The organism is Nocardia xishanensis NBRC 101358, assembly GCF_001613365.1.
Lineage (GTDB): Bacteria > Actinomycetota > Actinomycetes > Mycobacteriales > Mycobacteriaceae > Nocardia > Nocardia xishanensis.
Window position 1 is genome coordinate 80,752 of sequence record NZ_BDCF01000006.1, and the last position, 20,686, is coordinate 101,437.

26 protein-coding genes, 1 pseudogene and 1 riboswitch are annotated in these 20,686 nt (G+C 69.0%); of the genes and pseudogenes, 12 read left to right on the plus strand and 15 right to left on the minus strand.

The genetic code is table 11. The features are described 5' to 3' along the window. Nucleotides 1–27 precede the first annotated feature (27 nt). The 6 genes and pseudogenes from NX1_RS36820 to NX1_RS35135 all read right to left on the minus strand — a co-directional run bounded on the left by NX1_RS36820 (nucleotide 28) and on the right by NX1_RS35135 (nucleotide 5,008). Nucleotides 28–489 carry a YfbM family protein gene (locus tag NX1_RS36820; RefSeq protein WP_068055466.1) on the minus strand — a complete coding sequence of 154 codons (462 nt, stop codon included), beginning with the start codon at nucleotides 487–489 and terminating at the stop codon, nucleotides 28–30. 208 nt (nucleotides 490–697) lie between these two features. Beyond that, the gene (locus NX1_RS37780; protein WP_245668363.1) at nucleotides 698–1,090 is read right to left on the minus strand and encodes a hypothetical protein; all 393 of its coding nucleotides are present in this window, start codon (nucleotides 1,088–1,090) and stop codon (nucleotides 698–700) included. 11 nt (nucleotides 1,091–1,101) lie between these two features. Next, nucleotides 1,102–1,500: pseudogene (locus NX1_RS38635) on the minus strand (LLM class flavin-dependent oxidoreductase); the annotation flags it as partial. Nucleotides 1,501–1,511: 11 nt separating this feature from the next. Then, nucleotides 1,512–1,793 (minus strand): SHOCT domain-containing protein, encoded by a 282-nt coding sequence (locus NX1_RS06730; protein ID WP_068055469.1) that lies wholly within the window; start codon nucleotides 1,791–1,793, stop codon nucleotides 1,512–1,514. A 343-nt stretch (nucleotides 1,794–2,136) separates the two neighbouring features. Further along, complete coding sequence (locus tag NX1_RS06735; protein ID WP_068055934.1) at nucleotides 2,137–2,799, minus strand: response regulator transcription factor; 663 nt, start codon at nucleotides 2,797–2,799, stop codon at nucleotides 2,137–2,139. 31 nt (nucleotides 2,800–2,830) lie between these two features. Beyond that, nucleotides 2,831–5,008, minus strand: coding sequence for a histidine kinase (locus tag NX1_RS35135; RefSeq protein ID WP_245668364.1), 2,178 nt, complete (start codon nucleotides 5,006–5,008; stop codon nucleotides 2,831–2,833). Nucleotides 5,009–5,177: 169 nt separating this feature from the next. Between NX1_RS35135 and NX1_RS06750 the strand changes: the two genes are divergently transcribed. Continuing rightward, nucleotides 5,178–6,158: an ABC transporter ATP-binding protein gene (locus tag NX1_RS06750; RefSeq protein ID WP_068055472.1), complete on the plus strand. Its 981-nt coding sequence runs from the start codon at nucleotides 5,178–5,180 to the stop codon at nucleotides 6,156–6,158. Beyond that, nucleotides 6,155–7,003: a hypothetical protein gene (locus NX1_RS06755; protein WP_068055475.1), complete on the plus strand. Its 849-nt coding sequence runs from the start codon at nucleotides 6,155–6,157 to the stop codon at nucleotides 7,001–7,003. Before NX1_RS06750 ends, NX1_RS06755 begins: the two co-directional genes overlap by 4 nt. Before the next feature lie 89 nt (nucleotides 7,004–7,092). Here NX1_RS06755 and NX1_RS06760 read toward each other — a convergent pair whose 3' ends face one another. Continuing rightward, nucleotides 7,093–7,713 (minus strand): TetR/AcrR family transcriptional regulator, encoded by a 621-nt coding sequence (locus tag NX1_RS06760; RefSeq protein ID WP_068055478.1) that lies wholly within the window; start codon nucleotides 7,711–7,713, stop codon nucleotides 7,093–7,095. 101 nt (nucleotides 7,714–7,814) lie between these two features. Here NX1_RS06760 and NX1_RS06765 point away from each other — a divergent pair, with 101 nt between their 5' ends. The 4 genes from NX1_RS06765 to NX1_RS06780 all read left to right on the plus strand — a co-directional run bounded on the left by NX1_RS06765 (nucleotide 7,815) and on the right by NX1_RS06780 (nucleotide 9,832). Next, entirely contained in the window at nucleotides 7,815–8,462 is a 648-nt protein-coding gene (locus tag NX1_RS06765; RefSeq protein WP_068055481.1) for an FMN-dependent NADH-azoreductase, read from the plus strand. Nucleotide 8,463: 1 nt separating this feature from the next. Further along, on the plus strand, nucleotides 8,464–8,784 hold the full coding sequence (locus NX1_RS06770; protein WP_068055484.1) for a DMT family transporter: 321 nt from the start codon (nucleotides 8,464–8,466) through the stop codon (nucleotides 8,782–8,784). 60 nt (nucleotides 8,785–8,844) lie between these two features. Beyond that, nucleotides 8,845–9,300: an SRPBCC family protein gene (locus tag NX1_RS06775; protein ID WP_068055487.1), complete on the plus strand. Its 456-nt coding sequence runs from the start codon at nucleotides 8,845–8,847 to the stop codon at nucleotides 9,298–9,300. A gap of 91 nt (nucleotides 9,301–9,391) precedes the next feature. Further along, nucleotides 9,392–9,832, plus strand: coding sequence for an OsmC family peroxiredoxin (locus NX1_RS06780; RefSeq protein WP_068055937.1), 441 nt, complete (start codon nucleotides 9,392–9,394; stop codon nucleotides 9,830–9,832). Nucleotides 9,833–9,878: 46 nt separating this feature from the next. Here the strand turns inward: NX1_RS06780 and NX1_RS06785 are convergent, their stop codons facing one another. The 4 genes from NX1_RS06785 to mhuD all read right to left on the minus strand — a co-directional run bounded on the left by NX1_RS06785 (nucleotide 9,879) and on the right by mhuD (nucleotide 12,023). Then, nucleotides 9,879–10,349: a hypothetical protein gene (locus NX1_RS06785; protein ID WP_157119572.1), complete on the minus strand. Its 471-nt coding sequence runs from the start codon at nucleotides 10,347–10,349 to the stop codon at nucleotides 9,879–9,881. Between the two features lie 35 nt (nucleotides 10,350–10,384). Further along, nucleotides 10,385–11,218: a CbtA family protein gene (locus NX1_RS06790; protein ID WP_373864867.1), complete on the minus strand. Its 834-nt coding sequence runs from the start codon at nucleotides 11,216–11,218 to the stop codon at nucleotides 10,385–10,387. Continuing rightward, the gene (locus tag NX1_RS06795) at nucleotides 11,209–11,403 is read right to left on the minus strand and encodes a CbtB domain-containing protein (RefSeq protein WP_068055493.1); all 195 of its coding nucleotides are present in this window, start codon (nucleotides 11,401–11,403) and stop codon (nucleotides 11,209–11,211) included. Before NX1_RS06795 ends, NX1_RS06790 begins: the two co-directional genes overlap by 10 nt. Nucleotides 11,404–11,471: 68 nt before the next feature. After that, nucleotides 11,472–11,651, minus strand: a riboswitch (cobalamin riboswitch). Nucleotides 11,652–11,705: 54 nt separating this feature from the next. Continuing rightward, nucleotides 11,706–12,023, minus strand: coding sequence for a mycobilin-forming heme oxygenase MhuD (mhuD, locus tag NX1_RS06800; protein WP_068055496.1), 318 nt, complete (start codon nucleotides 12,021–12,023; stop codon nucleotides 11,706–11,708). Nucleotides 12,024–12,094: 71 nt separating this feature from the next. On the opposite strand from mhuD, the gene NX1_RS06805 reads away from it, so the two are divergent. Next, entirely contained in the window at nucleotides 12,095–12,838 is a 744-nt protein-coding gene (locus tag NX1_RS06805) for an alpha/beta fold hydrolase (protein WP_068055499.1), read from the plus strand. Nucleotides 12,839–12,862: 24 nt separating this feature from the next. Here the strand turns inward: NX1_RS06805 and NX1_RS06810 are convergent, their stop codons facing one another. Next, nucleotides 12,863–13,789 (minus strand): HhH-GPD family protein, encoded by a 927-nt coding sequence (locus tag NX1_RS06810; RefSeq protein ID WP_068055502.1) that lies wholly within the window; start codon nucleotides 13,787–13,789, stop codon nucleotides 12,863–12,865. Between the two features lie 99 nt (nucleotides 13,790–13,888). On the opposite strand from NX1_RS06810, the gene NX1_RS06815 reads away from it, so the two are divergent. Then, nucleotides 13,889–14,512 (plus strand): carbonic anhydrase, encoded by a 624-nt coding sequence (locus NX1_RS06815; RefSeq protein WP_068055943.1) that lies wholly within the window; start codon nucleotides 13,889–13,891, stop codon nucleotides 14,510–14,512. A gap of 123 nt (nucleotides 14,513–14,635) precedes the next feature. Further along, the gene (locus tag NX1_RS06820) at nucleotides 14,636–15,295 is read left to right on the plus strand and encodes a DUF7974 family protein (RefSeq protein ID WP_068055505.1); all 660 of its coding nucleotides are present in this window, start codon (nucleotides 14,636–14,638) and stop codon (nucleotides 15,293–15,295) included. Between the two features lie 6 nt (nucleotides 15,296–15,301). Here NX1_RS06820 and disA read toward each other — a convergent pair whose 3' ends face one another. The 3 genes from disA to NX1_RS06835 all read right to left on the minus strand — a co-directional run bounded on the left by disA (nucleotide 15,302) and on the right by NX1_RS06835 (nucleotide 18,636). After that, entirely contained in the window at nucleotides 15,302–16,414 is a 1,113-nt protein-coding gene (gene disA, locus NX1_RS06825; RefSeq protein WP_068055946.1) for a DNA integrity scanning diadenylate cyclase DisA, read from the minus strand. 23 nt (nucleotides 16,415–16,437) lie between these two features. Then, the gene (radA, locus tag NX1_RS06830; protein WP_068055507.1) at nucleotides 16,438–17,838 is read right to left on the minus strand and encodes a DNA repair protein RadA; all 1,401 of its coding nucleotides are present in this window, start codon (nucleotides 17,836–17,838) and stop codon (nucleotides 16,438–16,440) included. Nucleotides 17,839–17,949: 111 nt separating this feature from the next. After that, entirely contained in the window at nucleotides 17,950–18,636 is a 687-nt protein-coding gene (locus NX1_RS06835) for a copper chaperone PCu(A)C domain-containing protein (protein ID WP_245668365.1), read from the minus strand. Between the two features lie 367 nt (nucleotides 18,637–19,003). Here NX1_RS06835 and carD point away from each other — a divergent pair, with 367 nt between their 5' ends. The 3 genes from carD to ispF are packed head-to-tail and all read left to right on the plus strand — an operon-like array spanning nucleotide 19,004 to nucleotide 20,668. Beyond that, entirely contained in the window at nucleotides 19,004–19,492 is a 489-nt protein-coding gene (gene carD, locus NX1_RS06840) for an RNA polymerase-binding transcription factor CarD (protein WP_011206964.1), read from the plus strand. Between the two features lie 2 nt (nucleotides 19,493–19,494). Beyond that, nucleotides 19,495–20,187 carry a 2-C-methyl-D-erythritol 4-phosphate cytidylyltransferase gene (gene ispD, locus NX1_RS06845; protein ID WP_084501145.1) on the plus strand — a complete coding sequence of 231 codons (693 nt, stop codon included), beginning with the start codon at nucleotides 19,495–19,497 and terminating at the stop codon, nucleotides 20,185–20,187. A 13-nt stretch (nucleotides 20,188–20,200) separates the two neighbouring features. Then, nucleotides 20,201–20,668: a 2-C-methyl-D-erythritol 2,4-cyclodiphosphate synthase gene (ispF, locus tag NX1_RS06850; protein WP_068055952.1), complete on the plus strand. Its 468-nt coding sequence runs from the start codon at nucleotides 20,201–20,203 to the stop codon at nucleotides 20,666–20,668. Nucleotides 20,669–20,686: the final 18 nt, after the last annotated feature.

Genomic DNA, 20,686 nt, shown 5'->3' on the forward strand with positions numbered 1-20,686 from the left:
GGGGGCGGGCCTTTGTCGTGTCCCGCCTCAGCCGAAGTGCATGACCGCCGCGGCGCCGGACTTGGCCGCGTCGGCGAAGAAGGCGGCGAGAGTCGCGTAGTGGAACCGCAGATAGCCGAGTCCCGCGTCGCCGTCTCTGACCCAGATGCGCGGGTAGATGTTCGCCTCGTCCATGGCGGCGGGATCGTAGTGCGCGGCGAGCGCGGCGAACGGCGTCGCTCGCAGCCGTTCGGCCGTTCTGCCGACCAGCTCGGCGGGCCAGGCGTAGTACTCCTCGTCTAAAGGCAGGCCGTCATCGCACAGGTTCACCCCCGTTCCGGCCGCTTCCAGCAGGTAGCGCAGCCCGTCCCATGCCTTGTCGAGATAGCCGTCGGGGTCGCCCTTGGCCCGCTCGAGCTGCCAAAGTTCTTCCTGCGCTTGCGGACTCGCCGCGAGCAGTCGGTTCAACCGCTCGCTCGTGACCTTGGTGAACGACAGGATCACCCCCATTGCTTCCCCCGCTCCCACGGAATTCGCCGTGGTCGCCGAATTCCGATCCGATTGTCTTCCTTGGTGATCGAGATGGAATGTAATCGACTCGACCGACAGGTCTCGGTGGAGAGGGATGGAGGTTTGAGCGGTCCCTCGAGGCGTGGATCGCCGATGCTTCGGATCGAGCCGATCAGGTTGGCGATTCTGGTCGGTAGCGAAGCGCCGCTCATCGATCCGCGACCGGTGAGGTGCAGCGGTCCAGCACCGGCGCGAAGGCCGCGGCGAGTTCGTCGGGGACGACGAGTTCATCGATTCCGTACTTCTCCCTTCGATATTCGAGGAGGTCGGCGGCCGCTGTCGGGTCTTCGGGCAGCAGTGCTGCCGCGCCCGCGTCGCGCAGTCCGTCGGCGGTGAGGCCTTGTTTCCCGAGCCAGAACGGCAGGTGGTCGCCTATGCCGACGAGTTGGTGCGTGAAACGGATGTCGCGGTCGGTGTTCTCGCGCACGATGCGCACCATTTCCGCCAATTCCGTTTCGGTGGAGGCGGGTTGGGTCGCGAGCAGGATACGGTCCGCGATCTCGGCCGCGGCGGCCAGCATGCGTGGACCGCTCGCCGCCACCACGATCTCCGGGTGGGATCGACTGCCGCGCGGACCGCCGCGATCGCCTCGAACAATTGCTCGCGACGCTGTCGTGCGGAACCCCAAGGCATGCCGAGTCGTTCGGCCTCGCTAGCGGCATCAGGACGGCCAACGCCGATGCCCAGTTCGAAGCGTCCGTTCGAAAGCAGTTGTAGCGCCGCCACGTCCCGCACCAGTGCGGCGCTGTGCCGCAGCGGGGCCGCCAGCACGTTGGGACGCAGTCGCGCGCTTTCGGTGACCGCCGCGGCCGCCGCCAGCATCGGCAGCGGCGACGGTGTGTACATCGTGTCGGGCAGCAGAATCGTTCGGTAGCCCTGTTTTTCGGCCGCCCGCACCGCGTCGACCCACTGCGCACCCGAACGCGCCGTGACGATCATGCCGAACTTCATCACGTCGCCCCTCACCGTCCGGTTTCGCGCAGCACGGCCAACCGCTCCCGATATTGCGCCTCGGTGATCTCACCGCGCGCGAAAGCATCGCGCAGTACGCCGATTCCGGTGTGGCGGCGGAAGCGATTGCGGGCCAGGAATACCAAGACGAGGAAAGTCAGCCAAAACAGTAGCGGGAAAATCCAGAAGAACGGCCACGGATGCCAGCCGCCGTCATAATGGTCGGCCAGCAGAGTCAGCGCTTCCGACTGCGTGAAAAGAGTCATGGTGCGAGCGTGCGCGCCGTAACCCATCCGAGACATCGGCCGCGCGTCCCCGATCCGCCTACGCCTGGCGACGTACGCTCAGGTCCCGGCAACCCCGAACAACTGGCAATTTGCCGAAATCCGCCGCTCGGCGATTGCCGTGCATTCGCTGTCTGCGTTGTATGCGCCGCGCAGGCCGACCAGCCGCACCGCTGGCATATCGGGCCGGGAGGGCAAGGGCCGTTCGCGGCCGATTCGGCCGGTTCAGCTGTACTTCGAGCGCATCACGCAACGTGACCGCCCATGGTCGATTACGAGAAGCCCACGCGCCCGGATACGACGCCCGCTACCTGTGTGTGTATGGCGCCCACCGTGGATGCGGCTGGGGACGCTATTGCCAGCCCGGGCGGACGAGGCCGGATTCGTAGGCCAAGACGACCAGTTGGGTGCGGTCGCGGGCGTTCAGTTTGGTGAGGATGCGGCTGACGTGGGTGCGGGCCGTGGCGGGGCTCATGAAGAGGCGTTCGCCGATTTCGGCGTTGGTGAGCCCCTCGGCGACCAGGGCCATCACCTCGCGCTCGCGGTCGGTGAGTTCGTTCAGCGCGGCGGGCGGCGGTTGTTTGGCGTGCGCGGAGAACTCCGCGATCAGGCGGCGGGTGACGCCGGGGGAGAGCAGGGCATCGCCGGCGGCCACCACGCGTACGGCCCGGAGCAGATCGGCGGGTTCGGTGTGTTTGACGAGGAAGCCGGTCGCGCCGGAACGCATTGCCTCGAAGACGTATTCGTCGAGCTCGAAGGTGGTCAGCACGACCACGCGGACCTCGGCGAGTTTGGGATCCTCGGCGATCATCCTGGTCGCGCACAGTCCGTCGAGCACGGGCATGCGGATGTCCATCAGGACCACGTCCGGCTGGAGCGCGCGGGTCATGCGCACCGCTTGCTCGCCGTTGTCGGCCTCGCCGACCACCTCGATGTCGTCTTGCGCGTTCAACAGCGCGACGAAGCCACCGCGCACCAGCGCCTGATCGTCGGCGACGAGCACCCGAATGCTCATCGTGTGTCCCATCGCGGTGCGCGCTCGTCCATCATGTCTCCGCGTTGTCGGAAGACGCCGAACCGCGCGGAGTCGACTCCGCCCCGTTCACGTTGCCGGGGGACGCCGACGTGGAGCCGTTGCGGACCTTCCCCGCGTCGGCCGCGGTGTCCGAGTCTGCCGCCGCGGTCTCGTTGTGGTTCGGGTCGTCGATTGTGGTGTTCGGGCCTCCGGCGGCGGCCGCGCTCTGTGATTGCGGCCTGGCTGGTAGGTCCAGGCCACCGGGGGCCGGGTGCGCGGAGTGGTTGCGAACGCTCGGGTCGTCGATCGGGGTGTTCGAGTCTGCGCCCGCGCCCCCGTTGCTCGCTTTCGGGTTGCCGATCGTGGTGTCCGAGCCTCGGGCCGCGGTCCCGTTGCGGGCTTTCCGGCTGGCGATCGTGGCGTCCGAACCGGCGGTCGTGCTGTTGTTCGTTCGCGGGCCTGAGGCGGCCTCCATGTCACCGGGCGACGGCTGTGCGGAGGTGTAGAGGGGTTTCTGGTCGCCGGTCGAGGGGTTCGAATCTGCGGCGGCGGGGCCGTTCTGCGCTTTTGCATAGCTGTCGCGGAGATTCGGGTCGTCGATCGCGGTGTCCGAGTCTGCGTCTGCGGCGTTGTGCGACTGCGACTCGGCGACGGCCTCCGCATCGCCGGAGGCCTGGTGTGCAGAACCGTTGCGGTTCTGGTCCGCAGGGTTTGCGACGGATGCGGTCCCGTTTCGCGTCGCCGGTTCGGTCGCCTTGCCGGGGGACGAGGTATCCGAATCACCCGAGGACGCCGAGGTGGAGGCGTTGCGGCCTTGCTGGTCCGCCGAGGCACCGCTCTTCGCGGGTGCGGGTTCGGCGGGCCGGGGCGCCTGACGCTGCACGGGCTCGGTCTGGCTCGGCAGCCGGGCCGCGACGCGGAATCCACCGCTCGGGCGCGGGCCCGCGGTGAGCGCGCCGCCGAGGGCGTGAGCTCGCTCGCGCATGCCGATGATGCCGTTGCCGCCGCTCGAACCGGACCGGAGCGCGGGTGCGGTGGGGCGGGTGTTGTCGATGGTGAGATCCACCGAACCGACGGCGTAGCGGACGGTGACAGTGGCGCTCGCGCCCGGCGCGTGGCGCACGACGTTGGTCAGGGATTCCTGGACGATCCTGGCCGCGGCCACATCGATCACGCTGGGCAGCTTCTGTGGCTCGCCGATCACGCGAGTCTGCACGGTGAGCCCGGCATCGCGAGCTCGCTGCAACAGCGTGTCCAGATCGTCGATGCTGGGGGCGGGTGCGCGCGGCGCCTCCTGTTTGCGGACCGGTGCGGCGTTGCGCGGCAGCCTGCTTGGTTCCGGCGCGTCGGATTCCCGTCGTTCGCCGGATGCGCCGCGCCGGACACCGCGACGGCCGCGCGCCGGACGGGCCGACTCGATCGAATTCGCTTCGGGCTCGGGCTCTTCCACGGTCGCGCCGGTGCGGATGGTCTCCAGCAGCGTGTGCACCTCGGCGAGGGATTCCTTGCTCGCCGCCTTGATCGCGGCCAGCGCCGTCCGTGCCTGCTGCGGCCTCTTGTCGAACAGTTCCAGCGCCACCGAGGACTGCACATTGATCAGCGAAAGACTGTGGGCCAGTACGTCGTGCAGCTCCCTGGCGATGGCCAGCCGTTCCTCGGTGGCGCGGCGTTCGCGGCGCAGCTGCTCGTCGCGCCGGGCGGCCTCCACGCGCTGCCTGCGGGCCTCCAGCGCGATCTTGCGCTGGCGCAATCCCTCGGCCGCGCCGATGAGCACGATCAGCCACGCCATGATCCCGAAGATCTGCCAGCCGTTCACCGATTTTCCGAGTAGCGCGGGCAGCGGCCAGACGAAGGCCGCGTAGCCGACCGGCATGAGCGGGTAAGTCCACCAACGGGATCCGATCGTCGCCGCGGTGAGGAAGGCGATCACCAGCGAGATGAAGATCGGACCGTATCCGTAGCCGAGTGCCAGGTAGATCCCACACGCGGCGAGCGTGACGACCAGCACCGGCAGCGGCTGGCTGCGGCGGAAGAGCAGCGCCGCCGGCCCGGCGAGCAGCAGCAGGTAGCCGAGCACATCCAGCGACTGCGTGCCGGTCTGGTGCATATTGGCGCCGCGACTCCCGGCCACCTGGACTACGGCGACGATGAACGCGAGGCCCCAGTCCCATACGACCGAGCCACGATTCGCTATGCCTGGCGCACTCACCCTTGCAGCCTAAGCGGCCGACGGCTGATCGGCGTCCGTCACCGCACGTATTCGACGCCTACGTCCGGGGCGCGGACGTAGGCGGCAGGTGGTTCAGGTCTAGATACGTATGCCGGGCATCGCCGCGCGACGGATGTGTCGCCCCAGCTCAGCGCGAGATTCTCGGGGCATGACGAATTCCATCGTGGTCACCTCGGGGCTGACCAAACGCTATGGCGAGCACATTGCCGTCGACGACGTCGGCATGCGGGTCGACGCGGGGGAGATCTATGGCTTCCTCGGCCCGAACGGCGCGGGCAAGACCACGACGCTGCGCATGCTGGCCGGGCTCATCCGGCCCAGCGCGGGCGTCGCGACCGTGCTCGGCGGCGCGCCGGGCGACCCCTCGGTGCTGGGCCGGATCGGTGCGCTGATCGAGAGCCCCGGCTTCTACCCGTACCTCTCCGGCCGCGACAACCTGCGGGTTCTCGCGAAATATCGCGGTCTCGGCCGCGCCGAGGTGGCGGACGCGCTCGACCGCGTCGGCCTCGCCGATCGCGCCGGCGACAAGTTCCGCACCTACTCCCTCGGCATGAAGCAACGCCTTGGCGTCGGCGCGGCCCTCCTCGGCCACCCCGACTTGCTCATCCTGGACGAGCCGACCAACGGCCTCGATCCGGCCGGCATGGCCGAAATGCGGGAGTTGATCACGGAATTGGCCGCCGATGGCCACACCGTGCTGCTGTCCAGCCACCTGCTGAGCGAAGTACAGGAAATCTGCGATCGCGTCGGCGTCATCTCCGGCGGCAAGCTCATCGCGGAATCCACGGTGGCCGAATTGCGCGGTGCCGCTTCCCTGTTGCTGCGCGCGGAGCCGATGGAGGTGGCCATCGCGGCGGTGCGCGACGCGCTCGCTGCGGAGGTGGTGCTGCGCGGTACCACGATCGCGTTGGGCGATGACGAGGTAGTGCTCGGCGGCGAGATGACGCTTCCCGGTGGCGCAGCCGTGCTGCGCGGCAGCACGGCCATCCGCATCGAAGCGGGCGCGAGCGCCGCGCCGGTGGTCGCTCGCGCTGTCGTCGATGCCGGAGCCGATCTGTTCGAGCTGCACGTCGACGAAAAGTCACTGGAGGAAGTGTTCTTCGAGATCACCGAAGGAGTTGTGCGATGAACGACCTGGTGGCGAGCGCCCGCGCGGAACTGCTGCGGTTGCGCGGATGGCCCGCGTTCTGGATCGTGCTCGGCACGTGGATTCTGTTGAACCTCACGTTCTCCTATCTGTTCAACTATCTGGCCTACACCTCGGGCGAGCAGAGCGCGATGTCCGACGGATTGCCGAAAGAAGCGCTGCTGCAACAGATGTTGCCCGCCGCGGTGCCCGAGGTGTTCACCCAGGGCATGGCGATGTTCGGCGGTGCGCTCATGCTCATCCTCGGTGCGCTGGCCGTGGGAAGCGGATACGGCTGGGGCACCTGGAAGACCGTGCTCACCCAGGGGCCCTCGCGGTCCGCGGCGGTCGGTGGACTGCTGGTCGGCTTGGCGCTGGTGGTCGTCGCATTGGTGTGCGTCGCGTTCGCGGTGGACACCGGAGTGGCCGCGCTGATCGCGAGCACCGAATCGCAATCCCTCGCACTGCCGAGCGCCTCTCACGTCTTCGACGGACTCCTCACCGGCACAGCCATTCTCGGCATGTGGACCCTCGCGGGCGCCCTGATCGGCGCACTCGCGCGCGGCCCCGCACTCGCCGTCGGTCTCGGCCTGGTCTGGGTGCTGGTCGTGGAGAACCTGCTGCGCGCGACGTCCGCGATCTTCGCCCCGATCGCCGCACTGACCGACCGCCTCCCCGGGACCGCCGCGGGCTCCCTCGCCGGCGCCATGCGCACCGTCGGCGGACCAGCCACCCCCGGCGTCCTGGACACCTTGTCTCGCACCGAATCCCTGACCTTGCTGGCCCTCTACACGGCGCTCTTCGCCGCCGCGACCATCACCCTCATCCACCGCCGCGACCTCACCTGACTCCTGCAGCGTCGCAAAGGTTTTACACGCTTCGCAGGTCTAAGGCCTGCGAAGCGTGCAGAAGGTGTGCGAGGGTCCGCGCTTGTTTCCTAGTGACAGCCCGGTGGGGATTCGTCCAGGAGTGCGTGGGCGACGTGGGCCAGGGCTTGGGTAATGGCCGACGGTGTGAGCCCCCGTTCGCGTTGCGCGGTGTAGACCTCGGCGGCGAGTGGGGCCAGCAGCGGATCGATCAGTGCGTCCGGTTCCTCGATGTCCGCCGCCAGCAGCAGCGCGCGGACGTGGGCGTACCAGAAGCCGTACGCGCCGGTGGTGAAGCGCGCGCCGCCGGTTTCCGCACCGAGGGCCAGGTGGGCGTGGTTGTCGAGCAGTTCGACCATCGCCTCGTAGAAGGCGGCCAGGCGGTCGGCGGAGGGTGCGCCGGGCCCGAGCGGTGGGTCGCCGTGCAGCAGGCGCTCTTGGAGTGCGCGCTCGTGCTCGTCCAGGAGGGCGACGGCGATCGAGTTCGTGTCCGGGTAGCGGCGGTACAGCGTGCCCCGGCCGACGCCCGCGGCTTTGGCGATGTCTTCCATGGTCACGGTGCGGGGATCGCGCTGGGCGAAGAGCTCCGCGGCCGCCGCGAGGACCTTGGCGCGGTTGCGGGCCGCGTCCGCGCGTTCGCTCGGCGGATGGTCGAGCGGGGCGCCGGTGAGCAGGTCGGAGCGGGCATCCATGGCAGCGACTCTAGCCGAAACCGGAATAAGTGGACAATGTGTCCGGTTGATTGTTAGCGTCCTAACCGGACGATGTGTCCGCTTGATCGAAGGGTTGAAGCATGAGCACCTTGTTGCACCTCGACGCGAGCGCCCGGCGGCGCTCGATCAGCCGGGAGCTGAGCGCGGAGTTCGCCGCGGCTTGGCGCGCCGCGCATCCGGACGGCGAGTACCGGTACCGGGATCTCGCGGCGCGACCCGTTCCATTCATCGGCGAGGCGTGGACCCAGCTGTGCGATGCGGTGCTCGCACGCGGCGGCTTCGACCCGGCCGAGCTCGACGCACTGGTGGCGACTCCGGCGCAGGCCGCAGCGCTCGAAGTGCTTCGCCCCCTCTTGGACGAGGTGCTCGCCGCGGACGTGATCCTGATCGGCACCCCGATGTACAACTACTCGATCCCGGCCGCGCTGAAGGCCTGGCTGGACCAGCTCACCTTTCCGCGAATGTCGTTGGGCCACCGTCGTTTCGTGGTCGCCTCCGCGCGCGGCGGCAGCTATACGCCAGGCGCTCCCAAGGCGGCGTTCGATTATCAGGAGCGCTTCCTGCGCGACTTCTTCGCGGGCCATTTCGCCGTGACCGACACCGTTTTCGTGCACGTCGAACTGGCCAACTCACGTCAGGATCCGGCCCTGGCCGACCGCCGCGCCGAGCACGACGACTCCTACGACAAGGCGATGGAAACCGCGCGATCGCTCGGCGGGATGTACTGAAATGAACTGGCTGACATTGGGTCTCGCCGGTCTGGTCGAGATCGTCTGGTCGCAGAGCATCAAACCGACCGAGAACTTCACCCGGCCGCTGCCCACTGTGGTGTGCTTCGCGCTCGGCAGCCTGGCGGTGTATTTGCTGTCCAGGTCCATGCAGACGTTGCCCGTCGGCACCGCCTACGCCGTGTTCACCGGCATCGGCGCGGTGGGCGCGATCGGCCTCGGCATCGTGGTGCACCGTGACCCGCTCAGCGCGGGCCGGGTGCTCGCGCTCGCGCTGATCCTCGGCGGCATCGTGCTCGCCAGGGTGACCAATCCCGAGTGACCGCCCGGTCAGGAAGGGTAAATGCTGTGGCGGCCCGGACGGCACGGGTATGGTCCGGTGATGGTCGACCAGTCAGTTCGCCCCCCGGATCTGTCCACACGACCCCTCGAGCTCACCGTGGAGCGGGTGATGAAGTCATCGCCCAGCCTGCTCTACGCCGCGTGGACGCAGGGGTTCGACATCTGGTTCGCCGCGCCGGATTCGGTGCGGATGAGGCCCGAGGTGAGCGAGCCGTTCTTCTTCGAGACCGAATTCGAGGGCAAGCGCAACCCGCACTACGGCCGCTTCCTGCGGCTCGAGCCCCAGCGTCTCGTCGAGCTGACCTGGGTCACCGGCGAAGGCGGCACCGAGGGCGCCGAGACCGTGGTGAGCGTGCAATTCGTCAAACAGCCGCGTGGCATCCGGCTTCGCCTGCGCCACGCCGGGTTTGCCAGCGAGGCGGCCAGGGACCGGCATCGCGAAGCGTGGCCGCAGGTGCTCGAGCAGCTCGACAGGAAACTGGGCGCGACCGACTGACGGCTCGCCCGGCGAAGCGGGTGCCCGCGGTCCGTGGGTGCGGGTAGGTTCGAGCCTGCACGAGTTCGGCTCACTTGGTGAAAGGACAATGATGCCAACACGTACCGCGCGCACCGCATGGACCGGTGGCCTGCAGGACGGCTCCGGTCAGGTGGAGCTGACCAGTTCGGGCGTCGGCAAGTACGACGTCTCGTTCCCGAAGCGCACCGCGGAGTCGGCCGATGGCACCACCAGCCCCGAGGAACTGATCGCGGCTGCGCACTCCTCCTGCTACGCCATGGCGCTCTCGGCGCAGATCGGCAACGCGGGCGGCACACCGGAGAGCCTCGACGTGACCGCCGATGTCACCCTCGCGCCCGACCCGGCGGGCGGCTTCCGCATCAACGCGATCAAGCTGACCGTCCGCGGCCGGGTCTCCGGCCTGGACGCCGACGGCTTCCAGGCCGCCGCCGAGGCCGCCAAAGCGGGCTGCCCTGTCTCCAAGGCGCTGGCCGGCGTCGACACCATCAGCCTGGACGCGGCCCTGGCGTGACCGCTTGATTCTCCGCACCCTTCACCTCCAGTGGGAGTGCGGGGATTCATGCGGTCACGCGACGGGCGAAATACTCCTCAGCGCCGGGCACGTACATGGCCGGAATCGCGACGAGCGCGGCGAGCACGTGAATCGTGCGCAGGGTTCCTATCGCGAGCGAGCTCGGGGTGACGGACAAGTCGAGCCCGTCGGTGGCGAGCGTCGTCAGCGGTTCGACGAGCAGCGAGGCCAGACCCAGGATGCCGATGCCGAGCGCGAGTACGAGCCGGGCCGCCCGGTCGCCGCGCGTCATCCGCACCACGACGGCGAACACGATGAGGTAGATCGCGCCGCGCACGGCCGATCCGAGAACGAGGCTCGACACGTCGGCGTCGGACCGTTCGAGCGTCATCGCCGCCCGCACCAGCGCCTCGCCGACACCGGCGAGCAGCGCGACGACGAAACCCGCGGCGGCCAGCGTCACCGAACGCGGTACGTCGGAAGCGCGGGAGGAACGAAAAAGGGCAGTGCCGGTCATGAAACCGACACTGCCCCTGACCTTCTGAATGCGGATCAGCCCGCGGTAGCGACCGCACCCCGTACCGGGGTGCCAGTGCGCTGCGCGAACTCGGTGAGCGCGGCGAAGCCGAGACCGAGCGCCGCCCACAGCGTGGCGGAGACGGCAAGCGACGCGATCCGGAACTGCCACAGCAGGCTCGGCGGGAAGTCGGCGGACACCTCGTCGATGCCCGGCAGCAGCACGTAGCCCAGCGCGGTGATCAGCACGAACGCCGCCGCACCCGCGATCAGTCGGACGGTGTCCAGCTGCCCGCGCAGCAGTTTGTGCGCGTACACCGCGGCGCCGACGGCCGCAAGGCCGAGCAGCACCGAGGCCACCCACAGCAAGGTGCGATCGTTGATGGTCTCCGGATCGCCGACCGCGGGCGGGTTCGCCGGGTATTTGAAGAACGGCACCGCGACGATCGCGGCCCAGCCCGCGAGGCCGAGCCCGATCGCGAGTTTCGGACCGGACAGGTCGGTGTGACGCCGCGCGAAATGCGCGACCGAGGCGAAGATCGCGCCGAAGGCGAGACCGCTGAGGCCGAGTGCGAGGAATTGCCCGAACTTCTGTCCGGACCGGCTGATCAGCGGCTCCTCCTCGTCACCGTGGGAGTGGCCCGAGGCGGGTTCCGCTGAGCCGTGGTGCGATTCCTGAGTGGCCGCGTTCGCCTCTTCGATGGCGATGGCGGCGTCGACCTTGGGTTCGCCGACGAAGTAGCCCACTGTGGCGGCCAGCAGGCCGGCGATCAAACCGGCGAGCAGGCCGCGCAACAGCAGGGTCTTGAGTGATCCGCCCAGGGGGACGGCAGCCGGCGGAGCCGGCGGGGCGGATTGATTCAGTGGCACGGAACACCCAGCAAGTGCCGTCCGTCATGCATCAGCTCGTGCATGAACATCCCGCTGCGCGAGATGGCGCCCTGGTCGAAGCCGACCAGGTACAGCGTGAGCAGTGCGAGAAGAACGACACCTACCGTGACGAGCACGGTTGCCAGAGATTCGGTTGCCCGGCTCGGTGTATGCGCGATGGCCATTCGAGTCCTCCTAGGGATACGTCCCAACCGGACTTCGCGTCCGGCGAAACGCTTTCGCGTCCCGTGAGATGGGGTGGTGCGACGGTGCCGGTGTCTGGCTTTCCGGCACCGCGGCCGCCCGGCCTGCATGGCGGGAACGGACTCGATGCATGGAACACAGTGGCGCGACCGCTCCGGAATCACACCGGAATTACCGCATCACCCTCGCTTGGTCACCTCGAACTGTGACACCCTCGTGCGCCCGTCGTCAACACGCTCGAAAGCTGTTGACCACGGTGTGGGCGAGTCGTTACCCGTTCGGTTCAGGACGCGGGCTTGGCCGCGACGTCGAGAACGACCTCGAATTCGAGCAGCGAAGCGCCGGTGGCGACCGGCTTCTTGTCGCCGCTGCCCGCGTGCGCGGCGCGCGCGGGACCGTCCCGCCACGCGGCGAACGATTCCTCGGAATCCCACTGCGTCACCACGAAATAGCGGTCGTCGCCGGCGACCGGGCGCAGCAGCTGGAAGCCGAGGAAGCCGGGCGAGTTCTCCACCGCGTGCGCGCGGTGCGCGAAGCGCTTCTCCAGTTCGGGTCCTGCGCCTTCGGGGACCTCGATCGCGTTGATCTTCACAACAGCCATGACCTCGACAATACGTCGCCCGCGCGCGGGCGGTCGCGCGCCCGGACCAGCCCGGGGGCACAATCGAGCCGATGTGGTACGACGAAGGCGGAGCAGGCGTGCCGATCCTGCTGCTGCACGGGTTGATGGGCAGCGCACGCACCTGGGGCGACCAGCTCGATTGGCTGCGCCGCCACGGGCACGTCTACACCTTCGACGCGGCGGGCCACGGCCGCCCTGCGCCGCCGGAGCTGACCACCGAGGCGTTCGTCGCCGATCTCGCCGAAGCCACCGAGCGGGTCACCGAGCCGATGGTGGTCATCGGTCATTCGATGGGCGCGCTGCACGGCTGGGTCTTCGCCGCGCAGTATCCGGAACGGGTGCGCGCACTGGTGGTCGAGGACATCGCCCCCGACTTCACCGGGCGAACCGCCGCCGAATGGGCCGCCATGATCGAGGCTTGGCCGCAGCCATTTCCGGATGCCGATTCGGTGCTGGAGTACTTCGGTCCGGTCGCCGGTCGCTACTTCCTGAACTCCTTCGAGCACGGCCCGGACGGATACCGCCTGCACGGCTCGGTCACCACTTTTCGTGACATCTCCGAAGAGTGGGGCACCCGTCATTTCTGGGAGCAGTGGCGCGCGGTGCGCGTCCCGGTGCTGCTCATCGAGGGCGAGCACACCATCACACCGGCCGGGCAGATGCGGGAGATGGCCGCGACCAACCCGAACGCGGAGTACGTGCTGATACCGGAAGCCGGGCACCTGGTCCACGACGACCAGCCGGAGCGCTACCGCGCCGAGGTGGAGCGCTTCCTCGGCCGGGTGCTGGACTGAGCTGCGCCGCAACCGGTGGCGCTGCTAACGGTCTCCCTCACCCGCGAGCGCGAACAGTCCGTCGGCCGTCTGCTCGATCAACCCGTCGATCAGCAGCGAGTCGAGCGCCCGGTCGCGCTGGCCGGGATCGCGGGTCCAGGCCAGATCGAGGCGCACCCGTTCCACCGGGCCGCTCGCGGCGCGCAGCACGTCGAGCAGGCGGCCGCGCGCCTGGCGGTCGGTGCCCTCGTACTTCTGGGTGCGGCGCACCACCTCCGACACCGGACGGCCCGCGGTCACCCACGCGCAGACGGGCAGCGGGCATCGCGCGCAGTCGGGCGCGCGGGCCGTGCACACCGTCGCGCCGAGTTCCATCAGCGCCGCGGAAAACCTTGCGGCGCGGTCGATTTTCGCGGGCAGCAGCGCCTCCGTCTCGGCCAGATCGCGCGCGGCGGGATTGCCCGCCTCGGCACGGCCGTGCACGGCGCGCGCGACCACCCGGCGCACGTTGGTGTCCACCACCGGGACGCGCTGGCCGTAGGCGAAGCAGGCGACCGCCCGCGCGGTGTACGCGCCGATGCCGGGCAGCCCGAGCAGCACGTCGACATCGGCGGGGACCTCGTCGCCGTGTTCGGCCGCGAGCACCCGCGAGCACTCGTGCAGCCGCAGCGCGCGCCGCGGGTAGCCGAGCTTGCCCCACGCGCGCAGCACCTCGGCCTGAGAGGACGCGGCCATCGCCGATGGCACGGGCCACCGCGCCACCCACTCCAGCCAGATCGGCTCGACCCGCACCACCGGCGTCTGCTGCAGCATGATCTCGCTCATCAGGATCTGCCACGCGGTGACGCCGGGGCGTCGCCACGGCAGGTCGCGAGCGGTCTCGGCGTACCAGTCCAGCAGCGCGTCCGGGTCGATGCCACGATCGCCGAGTTGTTGCCGGGCCGGGGTGGCCCGACCAGTGCCGCTATGCATTGCCCTCACCGTCTCCGCCGCTCGGCGGCCAGTCCATATTTGCCGACCCGTAACGAAACCGACTCGCTGGTAGCGAATGTGTTGTGCACAATGGTCGGTATGTCTGATTCAAACCCGATCAGCGCCTGGAAGTCCCTCCGCGAGGGCAACGAGCGTTTCGTCAACGGCACGCTCTTGCATCCTAGTCAGGGGGCCGCCGACCGGGCGAAACTCGTCGGCGGTCAGCATCCTTCCGCCATCGTGTTCGGTTGCGGCGACTCGCGCGTGGCGGCGGAGTTGATCTTCGACCAAGGGCTCGGCGACATGTTCGTCGTGCGCACCGCGGGCCACGTGGTGGACAGCTCGGTGCTCGGCTCCATCGAATACGGCGTGCAGGTGCTGAACGTGCCGCTGATCGTGGTGCTCGGACACGACAGCTGCGGCGCGGTGAAAGCGACCATCGACGCGCTCGACGGCGGCGAAGTGCCCGGCGGATTCATCCGCAGCGTCGTCGAGAAGGTTTCGCCCTCCATCCTGATCGGCCGCCGCGAGGGCCTGTCCAGCGTGGACGAGATGGAGGCCAGGCACGTCGTGGAGACCAGCAGGCTGCTGATGCAGCGGTCGATGATCATCTCGCAGCGGGTCGCGACCGGCGAACTCGCCATCGCCTGCGTCACTTACAAACTGGCCGAAGGCCAGGTCCGGTTGCAGCGTGTCGTCGGCAACATCGGCGAGGTCGTCTGAACCGGTTCCGTGCGGAGTTTCCCCAGCGTGCCGGGTGTCATACACCCGGCACCATGGCGTAGTCCCATCCGACACGCCGAGGTCCTGAGACACCGCGCCCGGTGCTGCCCGTAAGTTTGAATCGTGCTGGAACCGACTGGACCGCTGCCTCCGGAGATCTACTGGCGACGTCGCGTTTTCGCCATCGGGATCCTGGTCGTCGCGCTCGCACTGGTGATTTGGCTGGTGGTGATGGCCGTCCGCGGTGGCGGTTCGTCCGGTGACGCCAACGGCGTCGCGTCGAGTTCGACCTCGTCGGTGAAGAAGCCGGGCGACCCGGCCAAGTCCTCGGCCGCGGACGCGCCGAAGTCGTCGGGAAGCCCGGTCCCCAGCGCGATTCCCGCGGCGGCGGCGCAGTGCCCCGATCAATCGCTCGCGGTGAAGGTGACCGTCGAGCAGCCCACCTACAAGGCGGGCGAACAGCCGGTGTTCGGCATCGTGATCACCAACATCTCCTCGGTGACCTGCTCCCGCGACGTCGGCTCCGGGCTGCAGCAGATCTCGGTGTACACCCTCGACGGCAGCCGCAGGCTGTGGTCGAGCACCGATTGCTACCCGGACGGACAGCCCGACGTACGCAACATGAATCGCGGTGAACAAGCCGCGTTCCAGGTCACCTGGTCCGGCTCCACCTCGCAGCCGAATTGCGCGGGCGAGCGGGTTCCGGTCCCGCCGGGGGCGTATTCGGTTGTCGCCCAATTGGGTTCGGTGCGCAGCGCGGCCGAGCCGTTCAATATCGCCTGAGCCGGTTCACCGGTCGAACGAATTCTCCACGCCCGCTTCGGCGAGCCTGGTCAGCCCCTCGCGGATCTGCCGCGCCCTCGGCACTCCGATCCCGTCGACGGACTGCAGATCGCTCGCGGTGGCCACGAGCAGCCCTTGCAGTGAGCCGAACGAGTCGACCAGCGATTCGATGTGGGTGAAGCGCAGCCGGGGAATCCGGGTGAGCACCCGGTAGCCGCGCGGACGCATCGGCAGGTCGAGTGCCTCGACGGTGTTCGGATAGCCGAGCGGCGCAGCCAGATTGGTGATGTCGAGCAGTTCGGCGTCGGTGAGCAGGTCGAGGCCCGCCAGCGCGTGGTCCACCGCGGGCGCGGCGGGCTCGCACGCCAGATAGTCGCGGATCAGCAGCTCGCGCAGCCACGCGCTGTCACCGACCAGGTCCTCCAGTTGCAGCGCAAGCTGGCGGCCGTCGGCCCCGAGTTCGAGCACGCTCTGCTCGATCTCGTGGGCGAGGCGGCGCACCAGTTCCAGGCGCTGGGCCGCGGACAACGCGTCGCGCAGGGTCACGACGTCCTCGATCTCGCTCTCGGAGAGCTGTCCGCACACCTGATCCAGGCGGGTCTTGTAGCGCTCCAGCGTGCCGAGCGCCTGGTTCGCCCTGGCCAGGATGGTGGCCGATGGCTCGACCAGGTGGCGGACGTCGTCGACGTACAGCGTCACGGTGCGCATCGACTTGCTCACCGCGATCACCGGGTAGCCGGTCTGGGCGGCGGTCCGTTCGGCGGCTCGATGCCGGGTGCCGGACTCCGCGCTCGGTAGGTTCGGATCGGGCACCAGATGCACGTTGGCGCGCAGGATTCGAGCGCCGTCGGTGGAGAGCACGACGGCGCCGTCCATCTTCGACAGCTCGCGCAACCGGGTCGGCGCGAATTCGACGTCCAGCTGGAAGCCGCCGTCGCAGAGGCGCTCGACGTCGTCGTCGTAGCCGAGCACGATCAGGCCGCCGGTGCGGCCGCGCTGGATGCGCTCCAGTCCGTCGCGCAGCGGCGTGCCGGGCGCGATCCTTGTGACGACCTCGGCGAGCCGGTTCCTGGCGGCCTGAAGCGGCGGACGGGGTGCGGCGGCCGGCTTGCCGAGCAGGTACGCCGCCCACCGCCCCGGAATCACTCGGCCGCCTCGGCCCGTGGCGCCCGCCGCGCACGCAGGCCGCTGATCCGCAGCGCCGAGCCGACGTCGGTCACCTCGTGAATCTTCATGCCCCCGCCCTTCATTCGCTCCAGCCCCGGCGGCACCAGCGCGGTGGTGAACCCGAGACGCTGAGCCTCGGCCAGCCTACGTGCCACGCCGGTTACCTTGCGTACCTCGCCCGCGAGGCCGACCTCGCCGAGTATCACCCAGCCGGGCGGCAGCGCGGTGTCGGATTCGGCACTCGCGATGGCCAGCGCGATGGCCAGGTCGGCGGCGGGCTCGACCAGCCGCATTCCGCCGACGGTCGCCGCGTAGACGTCGTGCTTGCCGAGAAAGACCCGGCCGCGGCTCTGCAGCACCGCGAGCACCATGGCGACCCGGTTGTAGTCGAGTCCGCTGACCGCGCGGCGCGGCGCGGGAATCTCGGTCTTCACCGTCAGGCCCTGCACCTCGCCGACCAGCGGCCGTTTGCCGTCCATCGCGACGGTGACCGCGGTTCCTGGCACCGAATCGGTGCGGTGGTGCAGGAACAGTCCCGACGGGTCGTCGACGCCGGCGATGCCGTCCTCGTGCAGCTCGAAACAGCCGACCTCGTCGGCGCTGCCGAAGCGGTTCTTGATGCCGCGCACCATGCGCAGCGTGGAGTTCTTGTCGCCCTCGAACTGCAACACCACGTCCACCAGGTGTTCGAGGGTGCGCGGGCCCGCCACGTTGCCGTCCTTGGTCACGTGACCCACCAGCAGCACGGCGATGCCGCTCGCCTTGGCCAGCGAGGTGAGCGCCGCGGTCACCGCGCGCACCTGGGTGACGCCGCCGATGACGCCGTCGACGTCCGGCGCGAGCATGGTCTGCACCGAGTCGACCACCAACAGCGTCGGCCGCACCTGCTCGACGTGCCCGAGCACGATGGACAGGTCCGACTCCGCCGCCAGGTACACCCGCTCGTGCACCGCGCCGGTGCGGTCGGCGCGCAGCCGCACCTGCCCCGCGGATTCCTCGGCGGTCACGTACAGCGCCTTCTCGTCGCGCTGCTTGGCCCACCGGTGCGCGACCTCGAGCAACAGCGTCGACTTGCCGACGCCGGGCTCGCCGGAGAGCAGCACCACCGAACCCGCGACAACGCCGCCGCCGAGTACCCGGTCCAGCTCGCCGACGCCGGTCGGCCTGGCCTTGGTGACCTTCGAATCGATCGTGGAGATCGGGGCCGCAGCGGTGCTCGGCAGCATCGCGCGCCTGCCCGGCGCGGCGGCCGACGCGGCCGAGACGGCCACCTCGTCCACGGTGCCCCACGCGCCGCAGTCCGGGCACTTGCCCACCCACTTCGCCACCTCGTGCGAGCAGGCGGAGCACCGGAAGATCGGCTTAATCTTTGCCACAGGCGCACCTTACGTACCGGTCCCGACAGAACAGCGCCGGACGCGGCGGGTATGGAAAAGGCTGCCGCACCGTGTGCGACAGCCTTTCGAAGTCCGCTATGGACGGATGGCTCAGTGGCCGCCGCCGTGGCCGCCCGCTTCGGCCGGGCCCGACTTGTCGGACTCGTGGCGCTCGGCCTCGGTGCCCGCGTCCACCGGCACCTGGACCTGCACGGTGCCGTTCTCCTTGAAGTTGAACGAGACGGTGTAGGTCAGGCCGGGGGTGATGTCCTTGGTCAGACCGGTGATCTCGATGGTGGCGGGCTTGGCCTCGGGATCGGCGGTCTTCTGTCCGGTCGGCTGCGCGCCGTGGCTGTCGGCGCCGTGCGAGTCGGCCGCGCTCTTGTCGCTGTGCTCGGCGGGCGCCGAGACGACGGTCTGCTGCGGCTCCAGCTTCACCGAGGACTGACCCGCGGGCGGGGTGATCTTCACCTGGCCGAGGTCGGTGGTGACGCTGGTGAGCTCGTCGGTGACCGTCCCGCTGTTGTTCACGATGGACAGCGCGACGAGGGCCTTGCCGCCCTTGACGTTGGTGTAGCCCTCGGACGGGTACACGATGTGCACGTTGCGCAGCGAGATTTCCTCGACCTCGGCGTGGTTGCCGTTGACCGCAGGCGCCTGGTTGGCGGTCTGGGACACCTGGCCCGCGCCGCAGCCGGAAAGGGTGAGTGCGGCGCCCGCGGCGAGTGCGGCAACAGTCACCATGAGACGGGGCTTCCGCGCCACCGACGAGGCGGTCACAGCTTTCAGGGCAGTCACGGGTTGTCCTCCATGTCGACCGGGATCACTCCGCTACGGAGAGTAGTAACTAGGCAGCGTAGTAGTCGACCCAGGGGACCTGTCGGTCGGGCCGGGATCTCGGCAAGGCGACACCGCCGACCGTCGGCATCCGTTGCATAACGGTTCGGTGGCCCGTGGGTGCGGTTGCGGGCCGAGTGCGGGGGCGCCTGGCGGGACACGGCCGAGGTGGCGCCGGTGGATAACTCGTTCTGGCACAACGTAATGCACAACGGTCGGGTTCTGTCAACCCCCTCGGTCCGCTCGTTGTGGCCCTGACCTGCACAGTTGATCGCGCCGTTACCGAGTCGCATGTTAAACTGTGAACATCGAAAGGGGCACGGGACACATGATTTTTAAGGTCGGAGACACCGTCGTTTACCCCCACCACGGAGCGGCGCTGATCGAAGCAATCGAGACTCGCACCATCAAGGGTGAGCAAAAAGAGTATCTGGTCCTGAAGGTCGCCCAAGGCGATCTGACCGTTCGCGTACCCGCGGAAAACGCCGAATACGTCGGCGTGCGCGACGTCGTGGGCCAGGAGGGTCTCGACCGGGTCTTTCAGGTGCTGCGCGCGCCGCACACCGAGGAGCCGACCAACTGGTCCCGTCGCTACAAGGCCAACCTGGAGAAGCTCGCCTCCGGCGATGTGAACAAGGTGGCCGAGGTCGTCCGCGACCTGTGGCGTCGGGAGCAGGATCGTGGGCTGTCCGCTGGTGAGAAGCGCATGCTGGCGAAGGCCCGCCAGATCCTGGTCGGTGAACTCGCGCTCGCCGAGGGTACCGATGACGGTAAGGCCGAGACGCTGCTCGACGAGGTTCTCGCAGCGGCTTCCTGACCGTGAACAACTCTGACAGCGACAGTCCTGTCGTTGCCTTGGTTCCTGCCGCCGGCCGCGGCGTTCGTTTGGGTGAGAACATGCCCAAGGCGTTCGTCGCGGTCGGCGGTACGCCCATGGTCCGACTTGCCGTGGACGGCCTGCTGGCCTCCGGGGCGGTCGACCGCATCATCGTGATGGTCCCCGCCGAACTGGTCGAGAGCGCAGTCGCCCTGCTGCCGCCCTCGAACGCGGTGCGCGTGGTCGTCGGAGGCGCCGAGCGCACCGATTCGGTGCGCGCGGGTCTCGCCGCCGCGCCGGACGCGGGCTATTTCCTGGTGCACGACGCCGCCCGCGCGCTCACCCCGCCCGCGCTGATCGCCCGGGTCGCGGCCGAGTTGCGGGCGGGTCATCGAGCGGTGGTGCCAGCCCTTCCTGTCGTCGACACCGTCAAGTCCGTCGATCGGGACGGTGTGGTGACCGGCACCCCCGATCGCGCCGCGCTGCGAGCGATCCAGACACCGCAAGGCTTCGCCGCCGATCTCCTGCACGCCGCCTATGAGACGAACGTGCACGCCACCGACGACGCCGGACTCGTAGAACGGCTCGGCGCGAATGTGCACACGATTCCCGGCGACCCGATGGCCTTCAAGATCACCACCCCGCTGGACCTCATGCTCGCCGAGACGGTGTGCAACGCGGCCCGCCGCGTATGAGAACGTCGTGACCATGCGAGTTGGTATCGGCAGCGACGTACACCCCATCGAACCCGGTCGTCCGTGCTGGATGGCGGGACTGTTGTTCGACGGCGCCGACGGCTGCTCGGGCCATTCCGACGGCGACGTCGCCGCGCACGCGCTCTGTGACGCATTGCTCTCCGCGGCCGGGCTGGGTGATGTCGGCGCGGTGTTCGGCACCGGCAGGCCAGAGTGGGAGGGCGTCTCCGGGGCCGCCATGCTGACCGAGGTCCGCAGGCTGCTCGACGCGGCCGGATTCGACATCGTCAACGCTGCGGTGCAGGTCATCGGCAACAAACCGAAGATCGGACCGCGTCGCGCCGAGGCGCAGCGGGTGCTCGGCGAACTGCTCGGCGCCCCGGTTTCGGTGTCGGGAACCACCACCGACGGACTCGGTCTGACCGGACGCGGGGAGGGTATCGCCTCGATCGCCACCGCATTGCTACAGGCCCGCATATAACATCACGGCGGCCGTTGG